The organism is Aquabacterium sp., assembly GCF_021768455.1.
Lineage (GTDB): Bacteria > Pseudomonadota > Gammaproteobacteria > Burkholderiales > Burkholderiaceae_C > Aquabacterium.
Genome location: NZ_JAIZVX010000143.1, coordinates 1 through 11,307 on the forward strand (window position 1 = coordinate 1; position 11,307 = coordinate 11,307).

Sequence of the window (11,307 nt, forward strand, 5' to 3'; positions counted from 1 at the left end):
GTAGAGGGTGACCGAGGAGGTCTGGGCGAAGGCGCCGGTGGCGGCGCAGACCAAGGCGGCGGTCAGGGCGATCTGTTTGATTTTCATGGGGGCTCCTGGAGGCTGTTGCTCAGCGGTGTTCGTGCTTTCCATTGCAGCAGCGAGGCCGGTGTCGCGAAAGGTTTCTGTTGCGTCTACGCATCGATGGTGCGCGCTGTGCGAACAGCTTGCGCGTGAAGCAGGCGGAGCTTGGGGAAACACCAGTGCGGGTTCTCCCTCAAGGGCCCTCCGGAGCGGCCCATCGACCTGGGGCGCAGTGTTTGGTGTGAGGGGGCACGCCATGAGGGCCCCGGCCTGCGCTGGGCAGGCGTCCCGAATTCCGAGCAGGTCACGCGGACAAACCCGTCAATCGATCGCTTTCCGCTCAAAAAGGGCGATATGCGCTCATTTTCGGGGTGGGCCGTATTGTCTCGTGCCGGTGTGACGCCTAGCCTTGACTCAGCCAATCAGATTTGGCGCTCATTGGCAATTCCCCTGACACCCTTTGTCGAGGGGGTGGCACAAGATGCGTCACGAGCTGGTGCCCCCGCGCCTTTGTCCCATCGCCCCACCGCCGGCATAGACCGGCCCTGATACGGAGACCCACCCATGACCTTCCATCGCCGCTCCATCCTGATCGCCTGCAGCAGCCTGATCCTCGGCCTGGGGGCCGTGGGCGCCCAGGCTGCCGAGCCCATCAAGATCGCGTCCATCCAGGAGCTCTCGGGCACCGGGGCCACCGCCGGCACGAACTTCAAGAATGGCATGGACCTGGCCATCAAAGAAATCAACGCCTCCGGTGGCGTGCTGGGCCGCCAGATTGACGTCACCCATTCCGACACCCAGAGCAACCCGGGCGTGGCCAAGGGCCTGGCCCAGAAGGCGGTGGACGACGACGTCTTCGCGGTGTTCGGCCCGGGCTTCTCTGGCTCCATCCTGGTGAGCATGTCCGAGACCAAGCGCGCCCAGATCCCCAACTTCACGGGTGGTGAAGCGGCCTCGATCACGATGCAGGGCAACCCCTACGTTTTCCGCACCAGCTTTGGTCAGCAGGTGTCCATGCCCAAGGCCGCACGCTACCTGGCGCAAAACCTCAAGGCCAAGACCGTGGCCGTGATTTTCGTGAACAACGACTTCGGCAAGGGCGGGCGCGACATGATCACCAAGGCCCTGGAAGGCTATGGCGCCAAGGTCGTGGCCGACATCTCCACCGACCCGGGCAAGCTCGACTTCTCTGCCCCTGTGCTGCAGGCCAAGCAGAGCAATGCCGATGCGGTCTTCGTCTACCTCAACGAAGAGGAATCGGCGCGCTGCCTGCGTGAACTGAAGAAGCAGGGCGTCAGCAAGCCCATCTTTGGCGAGACCACCCTGACCGGCCAGAAGGTGATCGAGCTGGCTGGCGAGGCGGCCAATGGCGCACAGGCCCACATCGGCCTGTCGGTGGACGCGCCCGTGCCCACCATGCGCGCCTTCCGCGCCCGCTTCGAGAAGGCCTACAAGTACGTGCCCGACCACAACGGCATCAAGGGCTACACCAGCGTCTACCTCTTCAAGGCAGGTCTGGAAAAGGCCGGCAAGGTCGACCGCGCAGCCCTGGTCAAGGCCCTGCATGGCCTGAAGGTCAGCGCCGCGCAGTATCCCGGCGCCTTGATGGACGTGACCATCAACGAGAACGGTGACCTCGACCGCGAAAGCTTCATCGTGGAAGTGCGCAACGGCAAGCAGGAGGTCAAGGAGATCCTGCCCGCCCTGTCGAAGAAGTAAGCCCTCCCCCGCTCCGAGCCCTCCTCAGTCCATCCACTGGCTCATCGCATGAGCTGGTGGGTGTGGCTTCCCTCACCCACTTTGTGGAGTCGAGATGAACGATTTCATCCAATTGCTGCTGTCCGGCATGGCCAGCGGCAGCATCTACGCCCTGGCTGCATTGGGCTTCACCCTGCTGTGGCAGGCCAGCGGCACCATCAATTTTGCGCAGGGCGAGTTCGTCATGCTGCCGGCCTTCCTGATGTTGGCCTTTGGCAGCTTTGGCATGCCCCTGCTGTTCAGCTTTGCGCTCACCTGCTTTGTGGCGGTGGTCGTGCTGGGCTGGGCATTCAAGCGTGGCATTGCCGACCCGCTGCTCAAGTTCGGCATGATGCCCATCGTCGTGGCCACGCTGGGCCTGTCGATCGCGATGAAGAACGGCATCCGCGCGGGTGTCAGCGCCGAGGCCTTCCCCTTCCCCTCGCTGTTTGGCGAGACGGTGTTCCATGTGGGCTCGGCCGTCATCACGGCCGGTGACATCGGCACCTTGCTGTGCGCGCTGGCCCTGGTGCTGGCCACGCAGGCCTTCCTGAACAAGACGGTGACGGGCCGGGCCATGCAGGCCGTGGCCCAGAACACCGACAGCGCCACCGTGCTGGGCATCAACGTGCCCCGCATGGTGTTCTACACCTTTGCCATCAATGCCCTGCTGGCCTGTGCCGCGGCGCTGCTGGTGACGCCCGCCTACCTGGCCAAGTTCGACATGGGCGAAGGCCTGTCGACCAAGGCCTTCTTCGCGGCCATCATCGGTGGCTTCAACAACTCGCGGGGGGCGCTGCTGGGCGGTGTCATCGTGGGCGTGAGCGAGAACCTCGCCGCCCATTACGTGTCGGCCGCCTACAAGGACGCCGTCGCCCTGGTCATCTTCATGTTCGTCATTCTGGTCAAGCCGCAAGGTCTGCTTGGCAAGAAGGTCGAGCGCAAGGTCTGAGGAGCACCATCATGAACCGCAATGTCATCGCAGGCGTGATCGGGTTGGCCGTGCTGCTGGCCGTGCCGCCCTTCCTCAAGAATTACGGCATTTACCTGTTCAGCTACTGGCTGGTCTACGTGATCGCCAACATGGGCCTCAACCTCACGGTGGGCTACGCGGGGCAGAAGTCCCTGGGGCATGCGGCCTTCTTCGGGATTGGCGCCTACACGGTGGCCATCCTGATGAAGGCGGGCATCAGCTTCTGGATCGGGCTGCCGCTGGCCGTCGTGGGCTGCTTCCTGATCGGCCTGGCCGTGGGCTTTCCGGCCCTGCGCGTGCAGACCATCTACCTGGCCTTTGCCACCCTGGGCTTCAACACCGCGGTGTGGCTGGTGCTGCGCAATGAGGAGTGGCTGACCGGTGGCACCTATGGCCTCAACGGCATCGGCCGTCCCTCGTTCTTCGGCCTTTCGCTCGATGGCTCGCTGGCCTACTACTACCTGGTGCTGGGCTTCACCCTGGTGCTGGGCGCGCTGATGTGGGGGCTGCTGCGCTCGCCCTGGGGCAAGGCCTTCACGGCCCTGCGCGACAACCCCATCCGCGCCGAAAGCCTGGGCATCAATGTGCAGGCCTACACCCTGCTGGCCTTTGCGATTGGCGCTGTGTATGCGGGCATCGCAGGCGCGCTGTTTGCCTCGCTGGTCGATTTCATCGAGCCGGCACCCTTTGCCATCGGCACTTCTTTCATGATGTACCTGATGCTGGTGGTGGGCGGGCCGGGTTACTTCCTCGGGCCCTTGCTGGGTTCGGCCGTGGGCGTGCTGCTGCCGGAGTGGCTGCGCTTTGCCCAGGCCTGGTACCTCTTCGTGTTCGGCTCGGCCGTGGTGCTGCTGATGCTGTGGCTGCCCGATGGCCTCTTGAGCCTGCCAGACCGCATCAGGGCCAAGCGCCAGGCCCGTGAAGCCTCTGCCGCCCGTGCCGCGGCCGCCGCGAAAGTCGGGGTGGCCCCATGAACGCCGCCCGCTCTGATCAAGGGAACACCATGCAACCCGTGCTCCAGGTTCGCAACCTCAAGAAGGCCTACGGGGCCATCCAGGCCGTGGCGGGGGTGTCGTTCGACGTCCGCCCGGGTGAAATCTTCGGCGTGATCGGGCCCAATGGCTCGGGCAAGACGACGATGTTCAACTCGGTGCTCGGCCAGATCACGCCCGACGAAGGCGCCATCGAGCTCAATGGACAGAGCATCGCCGGCGTGTCGCCGCAAAAGCTCAACCAGATGGGCGTGGGCCGCACCTTCCAGACCCTGCAGGTCTTCGGCAAGATGACGGTGCGCGACAACCTGCTGGTGGCCGCGCAGGAGCACCACGGCAGCATGTTCAGCCGCATGTTCGCGCCGGGGGATTCGGGCAATGGCGCCAAGGCCGACGCCCTGATCGACCAGTTCCGCATCCGCCATGTGGCCGACAAGAAGGCGGGCGAGCTGAGCTACGGCCAGCAGAAGCTGGTCGACATCGCCATGGCTTTCATGAGCGAGCCCGCCCTGGTGCTGCTGGACGAGCCCTGCGCCGGCGTGAACCCCAGCCTGGTCGGTGGCCTGAGCAGCCTGCTCAAGGAGCTGAACCAGACGCGCAAGAGCTCGTTCGTGGTGATCGAGCACAACATGGATTTCGTGATGGACCTGTGCCACCGGATCATGGTGATGGTCGAGGGACGGGTGATGGCCATTGGCACACCGGCCGAGATCCGCGCCAACAAAGAGGTGCTGGACGCCTACCTGGGGAGCTGAACATGATCGAATTCGACAAGGTGCTCGCGGGTTACGGCGAGTTCATGATCCTCAACAACCTGAGCTTCCAGGCCAAACGCGGCAAGATCACGCTGCTGCTGGGGCCCAATGGGGCGGGCAAGTCCACGGTGCTCAAGGCCATCTTCGGGCTGACCAAGATGCGCGGCGGCGCCATCCGGCTCGATGGGCAGGACATCACCGGCGCCTCGGCCAAGGACCTTCTGGTCAAGCACGGCATCGCCTTCGTGCCCCAGGGGCGCAACCTCTTCGGGCAGCTCTCGGTCTACGAGAACTTGGAGCTGGGCGGCATCACCCTGGGCATGAAGACCACGCACGAGCGCATCCCGGAGGTGCTGGACCTCTTCCCCCGCGTGAAGGAGCGCCTGCACTCGCTGGCCTCGTCCCTATCGGGGGGCGAGCAGAAGCAGCTGGAGGTGGGCCGCGCGCTGCTGTTGCGCCCCAAGGTGATCCTGATCGACGAGCCGTCCATCGGCCTGTCGCCCATGGTGGTGGCCGATGTGTTCAAGCTGCTGCGCAAGCTGGCCGACCAGGGCACCACGGTGCTGATGGTGGAGCAGAACGTCAAGAGCGCACTGAAGATGGCCGACGAGGCGATCGCGCTGGAGTCGGGGCGTCTGGTGCTGCACAAGCCTGCAGACGAGCTGCTGGCCGACCCCAATCTGGAGCGCATCTTCCTGGGTGGCGCGCACGCGGCACCGGCGCCAGCGTCGGTTTGAGCCCGGCTTGCGGGACAATCGCGACGCGCCCGCCGAGGGCGCCCCACCGCGACCAGGAGTTTCCGCATGGATGAGAGCAAACCGCAGATCGACGACCGCGACGTGATCGACAGCTTCGCGCGCGGCCTGCAGGTCATCGAGGCCTTCAGCGACGAGCACGTGCGCCTCACCCCCAGCGAGGCCGCCCGCCTCACCGGCATGACGCGCACGGCCGCCCGCCGCTACCTGCTCACCCTGGTGCGACACGGGTACGCCGACACCGACGGCAAGCTCTTCTGGCTCACCCCACGCGTGATGCGCCTGAGTCAGAGCTACCTCGAAGCGGCGCGCTTGCCGCGCCTGGTGCAGCCCTTCATCCAGCGCATCTCGATGCAGAGCGGCGAGACGGTCAACGTCAGCGTGCTCGATGGGCACGAGGTGGTCTATGTGGCGCGCAGCAGTGCGCCGCGGGGCGTCTCCATCGGCTACCAGGCCGGGGTGCGCGTGCCGGCCCATGTGGTCGCGCCCGGCATCGTGATGCTCAGCGCCATGGCCGACGACGTGCTCGACAGCTGGATCGACGCCCATGCCTTTGGCAACTTCACCTCCTTCACCGTGACCGACCGCCAGGACTTCCGCCGGGTGGTGCTGTCGGCCCGCGCCCAGAACCACTGGATCACGGCCCAGCAGTTCGACCTGGGCCTGTGTGGCGTGGCCATGGCGCTGAAGAACCGCAAGGGTGAACTGCAGGGCGCGATCAGCATGACGGTGCAGACTCAGGCCTACAACGAGGAACAGGTGGCCCAGCGCCTGCTGCCGCTGCTGCAGGACACGGCCCAGACCCTGCGCGCCTTGCTCTGACCACCGCGCCTGGCGGGGCGCGCGGGCAGGTGTGGCATCCGTCACGGGTACGTGCGCTGAGTGTTCGCGACTGGGCGCTGTGCGATCGTTTTGGGGGTTAGCCCTGCCTGTCGGCGGGGGCGGGAACATGACATCGTCCGGGGCATTGCGGCGGGTCCATCGCCGCCCCGGAGCACCTCACCATGATGAACGGCAAGACCACCCTCATTGGCCACATCGGCTATCCCACCGAGTCCTTCAAGTCCCCGATGATCTACAACCCCTGGTTCGACAAGCAGGGGATCAACGCCCAGGTCGTGACCATGGGCGTCAAGCCGGAGGACTTCCGCGCCACCTTCCCCGCCCTGTGCAAGCTGACCAACCTGCGCGGCTTCCTGGTCACCATGCCGCACAAGGTCGTGGTGATGGACCTGGTGGACGAGGTCACGCCCACGGCCCGCATCGCGGGTGCGGCCAACGCGGTGCTGGTGCGCCCGGACGGCACGCTGCTGGGCGACCAGTTCGACGGTGCCGGCTTCGTGCGCGGTGTGCAGCGCAAGGGCTTCGTGGTCAAGGGCGCGAAGGTGCTGGTGTCGGGCTGCGGTGGCGTGGGTTCGGCCATTGCCGCGTCGCTGGCCGCCGAGGGCCCGGCCGAACTGGCCGTGTTCGACATGCGGGCCGAATCGGCTGAAGGCCTGGCCCAGCGCCTCGCCCAGTACTACCCTGACATCCGGCTCAGCACGGGTTCGAACGACCCGGCTGGCTACGACCTCGTTGTCAACGCCACGCCCATGGGCATGAACGCCGACGACCCGCTGCCCTTCGACGTGAGCCGCATCGCCCCGAGCACCTTCGTGGGCGAGGTGGTGATGAAGACCGAGATCACGCCCCTGCTGGCCGCCGTGCAGGCCAAGGGCTGCCGCACCCAGGTGGGCACCGACATGCTGTTCGAGATGATCCCGGCCTACCTGGAGTTCTTCGGTTTCGGCACCGCCACGCCCGACGACCTGCGCGCCAGCGCCCAGATCGCCTACTGAGGCACAGCCCTTCAGGCCATGGCCGTGGCCAGCTGGCCCAGGCGCCTCAGGGCCTGGCGCTCGGCCGTGCCCCACTTCCCGCCCATGCCCAGGCGCAGGCAGTGGCGGAAGCGGTCGGTGGCGCTGAACATGGTGCCTGGCGCAAAGCAGATGCGTTCGGCCATGCCGGCGTGGAACAGGGCCAGCGAGTCGATCTGGCTGGGCAACTCCACCCAGAGGATGAAGCCCCCGGCGGGGTCGGTCACGCGCGTGCCCTTGGGAAAGTGCTGCGCGATCAGGCCCCGGGCCTCGTCCACCCGTGCCGCCACGGTGTTGCGCAGCTGGCGGTAACCAGCCTCGATGCCAGGTTGTGTCAGCAGGTCGGCCATGGCGCGCTCCAGCACCGCGGCCTGGCTGCCGCTGGTGGCGGCCTTGATCTGGCGCAGGTGCTCGGTCCAGCGGCCGGCCTCGACCCAGCCCAGGCGCAGGCCCGGTGCGATCGTCTTGCTGAAGGAGCCGCACACCATCACCACGCCCTGCGTGTCGTAGGCCTTCACGGCGCGGCGCTTGTCGTCCTCTTCGCACAGGTCGTTGTAGAGCACGTCTTCGATCAGCGGCACGCCGCGCGCCCCCAGCATCTGCGCCAGGCGCTTGCGTTCGGCGGGCGGCATGCTCGAACCGATCGGGTTGGAAAGCGTGGGCACGCACAGCACTGCCTTGATGGGCTGGGTGTCGAGTGCGAACTGCAGGGCGTCGAGCGAGAGCCCGGTGCGCGGATGCGTGGGGATCTCGAGCGCGCGCAGGCCCAGGTTTTCGAGGATGTGCAGGAAGCCGTAGTACGTGGGTGATTCGAGGGCCACCACGTCGCCTGGCTGGGTCACGGCGCGCAGGCACAGGGTGATGGATTCCAGGCAGCTGTTGGTGACGGTGATCTGCTCGGCATCGAAGCTGCAGCCCATGCGCAGGGCGTGGCGGGCGATGGCGCGGCGCAGCGATTCGTCGCCGTGGCCCGTGGGGTACTGACACAGGGTGTGGCGGTGGCGCTGGGTGGCGCGGCTCAGGGCACGGCGCACGCGCTCTTCCGGGAAGAGGTCGGCTGCGGGGCAGGCCGCGCCAAAGGAGGTGTAGGCCGGGTCGTGGGCCATGGCCAGCATCTGTGCGGCCATGGCGCTCACGCCCACGGCCACGGAGCCGACCGGCGGGCGCGAGGTGTCGGGCTCGGGCAGGCGCACCGGGCGGGCCGCCACGAAATAGCCCGAGCGGGGCCGGGCCTCGATCAGGCGGGCGTCTTCCAGGGTGCGGTAGGCCTGCACCACGGTCGACTGTGACACCCCGTGCTGCTGCGCCAGCATGCGCACCGAGGGGATGCGCTCGCCCCGTGTCAGCGTGCCCGTGCGGATCAGACCGGCCATGGAATCGGCGATCTGGAGGTAGAGGGTGTCGGCCTGCGTGTCCATGGCTTCATTCTGTATGGACTGCATGGAAGTGGACCAGTACAGATGCCGCTCACCCTGGCCAGCACAGCTTCCACATTTGGCTGCCAAACCAGTACAGATGGGCGAGGGCCCGACCGACACAGCGCCCCACAGGCCGGGTCTGACACGGTGAAACTGGTGGCCGGCTGTGCCTGTTGCGCCCGGTGCGGCCCGCCTATCGTGGGGGCACACCGACCCGAACAGAAAGCCCATCATGCTGAGCGCACCCCGTCTGTCTTCCGCCCTCTCTCCCCTGGCCGCCCAGCGCCTGCTGGTGGCCGGTGCCACCCGGGTGGCCCGTGTGGCCGCTGCGGTGGCGGTGATGGTGAGCGGCGTGGCGACCGGTGCGCAGGCCCGAGGCCGTGCGGCCAGCCGGCCCTTTGCGCTGGCGCCAGGGCTGTGTCTGCCGGCGGCTCAGGCGCGCAGCCTGCGCCTGTTGCCGGGGGATGCGCTGGTGGTGCGCGAAGGCCGGATCTGGCTCACCCGCGAGGGCGACCGCCGCGATCACTTCCTGCAGCCTGGCACCAGTTGGGTGGCCACGCAGCGCGAGGTGGTGGTCATCGAAGGGCTGGGCGAGGCGCCCAGCCGCTACGAGGTCGAGCGCGCGAAGCGCTGACCCAATCAGGCCTGTGCGACCTGGAAGCGCCGCGTGGTGCCGATCAGCTTGTCGGCCTGGCTGCGCAGCGAGGCGGCGGCCGCGGCCGATTGCTCGACCAGCGCTGCGTTTTGCTGGGTCATGGCATCGAGGTCGTTGACAGCGTGGTTCACCGTGGCCAGTTCGCGCGCCTCGCTGGCCAGGCGCTGGTTCATCTCGCTCATGCGCTGAGACACCTGGTCGATGGTGTCGATGATGGCGCTCATCTCGGCCTGGGCGTTCTGGGCCAGTTGCTCGCCGTGCCGCACCTGGCCACTGGCGTCGCGGATCAGGCCGCTGATCTCCTTGGCCGCATTGGCCGAACGCTGGGCCAGCTGGCGCACCTCGGCCGCGACCACGGCAAAGCCACGGCCCTGCTCGCCGGCGCGGGCGGCTTCCACGGCGGCGTTCAAGGCCAGCAGGTTGGTCTGGAAGGCGATCTGGTCGATCACGCCGGTGATCTGCGCGATGCGGGCCGAGCCCTGGGCGATGTGGCCCATGCTGTCGACCACCTCGCTGACGATGGCCCCACCCTTGTGCGCGGCCGAGGCCGATTGCGTGGCCAGGCCGGCGACCTCGCCCGAGACGTGGCCCGAGTGCGTGACCGAGTCGCTCAGCTGTGCCATGACGGAGGCGGTCTGCTGCAGGTCGGCGGAGGCGCGCTCCGAGCGCACCGACAGGTCCTGGCTGCCCTGGGCCACCTCGGCGCTGGCAGTGGCGATCATGTCGGCCGACACCTTCACCTCGGTCACCAGGCGGCCCAGGTGGGCCTGCATGCGGGTGAGGGCGGCGAGCAGGCGGGCCAGTTCGCGGCTGCCCTCGACCTGGATGGCCTGAGAGAGGTCGCCATCGGCCACGCGATCGGCCACGTGGATGGCCTGCAGCAGGGGCTGGAGGATGGCGCGGGTGGTCCACCACACGGCGGGCACCAGGCAGAGCAGGGCGGCCAGGGCCACGGCTCCCATCGCGACCAGGCGCAGCGAGGCCATGGCGGCCACCTCTTGCGAGCGGGCCAGGGCGTCGGCCTCCAGCCGGGTGGCCAGCTTTTCCACCATGGGGTCGGCTTCGTGCATGGTGGCCTTGGCCGGGCCCATCAATTCGTTGCCTTCCGAGGCGGTGACGATCTGCCCGGTGATCGTGCGTTGCAGCACCTCGCCGGCGGTCGCCTGGTAGCGCTGAAGCAGGGCGTCGATGGGCTGGCATTCGGTGCAGGCGCCGATGGTGTTCAGCCGGGCCAGGGTCTCGCGGCTGCCGGCCGAGGCGGCCTGCCACTTCGCCAGGTAGTCCTTGGCCTTGTCCACCTCGTCGATGCTCAGCAGCACGTCTTTTTCGTAGCGCCGCAGGTTGCCCATGTGTTGGCGCAGGTGCACGAGTTCGGATTGCGCAGCGAATTCCTGGTCCACAAAGTGGCCGAAGGTCTGCCGCACCTGGTAGAGACCCAGGCCGCCGAGGCCGCCAACGAGGAAGAGGGCGGCCACGGCGAGCGCGCCCAAGGCGAGCAGTTTGTGGCGAATCGAAAGGGAGCGAAGGAGGGACATGAGAGGCACCTGGGTCACGTGGCGTCGAGGCCTTATCGACGCACCGCCTTGGTGCTTGAGCGATGTCATCAAACGACGCGACTTTTTCCACACCCTGTCCGCTTGTCCCTGGGGTGGGCCCGGATGCCCTCCGGATGTCAGCGCAGGTAGGGGTTGTGCAGCCGCTCTTCGCCGAAGGTGCTTTCGGGCCCGTGGCCGGGCGTGAAGGTGAAGTCGTCGCCCAGGGGCAGCAACTTGCCCTTGATGGCGCCGATCAGGTGGGCGTGGTTGCCCTGGGGGAAATCGGTGCGGCCGATGCTGCCGGCAAAGAGCACGTCGCCCACGTAGGCGTGGCGTTCGCTCGGGTCGACGAACACCACGTGGCCGGGCGTGTGGCCGGGGCAGTGCAGCACGTCGAGGGTGCAGTGGCCGATCTGGACGGTGTCGCCGTCTTTCAGCCAGCGGGTGGGCGTGAAGTGCTCGGCCGGCGGGAAGCCGAACATCTGGCTCTGCTGCGGCAGGCCGTCGATCCAGAACTGGTCGCCCGGGTGCGGGCCGATGATGGGCAGGCCCAGCTCGCGCGCCAGCG

Annotated in this window: 11 protein-coding genes; 8 read left to right on the plus strand and 3 right to left on the minus strand. The window is 67.4% G+C overall.

Annotated features, from left to right (window positions below):
- Nucleotides 1-627 precede the first annotated feature (627 nt).
- The 7 genes from QZ994_RS15960 to QZ994_RS15990 all read left to right on the plus strand — a co-directional run bounded on the left by QZ994_RS15960 (nucleotide 628) and on the right by QZ994_RS15990 (nucleotide 7,113).
- Complete coding sequence (locus tag QZ994_RS15960) at nucleotides 628-1,782, plus strand: ABC transporter substrate-binding protein (RefSeq protein WP_290873824.1); 1,155 nt, start codon at nucleotides 628-630, stop codon at nucleotides 1,780-1,782.
- Between the two features lie 94 nt (nucleotides 1,783-1,876).
- Nucleotides 1,877-2,752 carry a branched-chain amino acid ABC transporter permease gene (locus QZ994_RS15965; RefSeq protein ID WP_290873826.1) on the plus strand — a complete coding sequence of 292 codons (876 nt, stop codon included), beginning with the start codon at nucleotides 1,877-1,879 and terminating at the stop codon, nucleotides 2,750-2,752.
- A gap of 11 nt (nucleotides 2,753-2,763) precedes the next feature.
- Complete coding sequence (locus QZ994_RS15970) at nucleotides 2,764-3,747, plus strand: branched-chain amino acid ABC transporter permease (protein ID WP_290873828.1); 984 nt, start codon at nucleotides 2,764-2,766, stop codon at nucleotides 3,745-3,747.
- A gap of 29 nt (nucleotides 3,748-3,776) precedes the next feature.
- Nucleotides 3,777-4,520: an ABC transporter ATP-binding protein gene (locus QZ994_RS15975; protein ID WP_290873831.1), complete on the plus strand. Its 744-nt coding sequence runs from the start codon at nucleotides 3,777-3,779 to the stop codon at nucleotides 4,518-4,520.
- A gap of 2 nt (nucleotides 4,521-4,522) precedes the next feature.
- Nucleotides 4,523-5,257, plus strand: a complete 735-nt coding sequence (locus QZ994_RS15980) for an ABC transporter ATP-binding protein (RefSeq protein WP_290873834.1) — start codon at nucleotides 4,523-4,525, stop codon at nucleotides 5,255-5,257.
- Nucleotides 5,258-5,323: 66 nt separating this feature from the next.
- Complete coding sequence (locus tag QZ994_RS15985) at nucleotides 5,324-6,097, plus strand: IclR family transcriptional regulator C-terminal domain-containing protein (RefSeq protein WP_290873836.1); 774 nt, start codon at nucleotides 5,324-5,326, stop codon at nucleotides 6,095-6,097.
- A gap of 182 nt (nucleotides 6,098-6,279) precedes the next feature.
- Nucleotides 6,280-7,113: a shikimate dehydrogenase gene (locus QZ994_RS15990; RefSeq protein ID WP_290873839.1), complete on the plus strand. Its 834-nt coding sequence runs from the start codon at nucleotides 6,280-6,282 to the stop codon at nucleotides 7,111-7,113.
- An 11-nt stretch (nucleotides 7,114-7,124) separates the two neighbouring features.
- Here the strand turns inward: QZ994_RS15990 and QZ994_RS15995 are convergent, their stop codons facing one another.
- The gene (locus QZ994_RS15995; protein ID WP_290873842.1) at nucleotides 7,125-8,573 is read right to left on the minus strand and encodes a PLP-dependent aminotransferase family protein; all 1,449 of its coding nucleotides are present in this window, start codon (nucleotides 8,571-8,573) and stop codon (nucleotides 7,125-7,127) included.
- A 208-nt stretch (nucleotides 8,574-8,781) separates the two neighbouring features.
- Here QZ994_RS15995 and QZ994_RS16000 point away from each other — a divergent pair, with 208 nt between their 5' ends.
- Entirely contained in the window at nucleotides 8,782-9,183 is a 402-nt protein-coding gene (locus QZ994_RS16000) for a DUF2917 domain-containing protein (protein ID WP_290873845.1), read from the plus strand.
- 5 nt (nucleotides 9,184-9,188) lie between these two features.
- On the opposite strand, the gene QZ994_RS16005 is transcribed toward QZ994_RS16000, so the two are convergent.
- Both QZ994_RS16005 and QZ994_RS16010 read right to left on the minus strand, forming a co-directional pair.
- Nucleotides 9,189-10,739 (minus strand): methyl-accepting chemotaxis protein, encoded by a 1,551-nt coding sequence (locus QZ994_RS16005; RefSeq protein ID WP_290873847.1) that lies wholly within the window; start codon nucleotides 10,737-10,739, stop codon nucleotides 9,189-9,191.
- A gap of 137 nt (nucleotides 10,740-10,876) precedes the next feature.
- A partial coding sequence (locus QZ994_RS16010; protein ID WP_290873850.1) for an MBL fold metallo-hydrolase occupies nucleotides 10,877-11,307 on the minus strand: 431 nt, incomplete at its 5' end.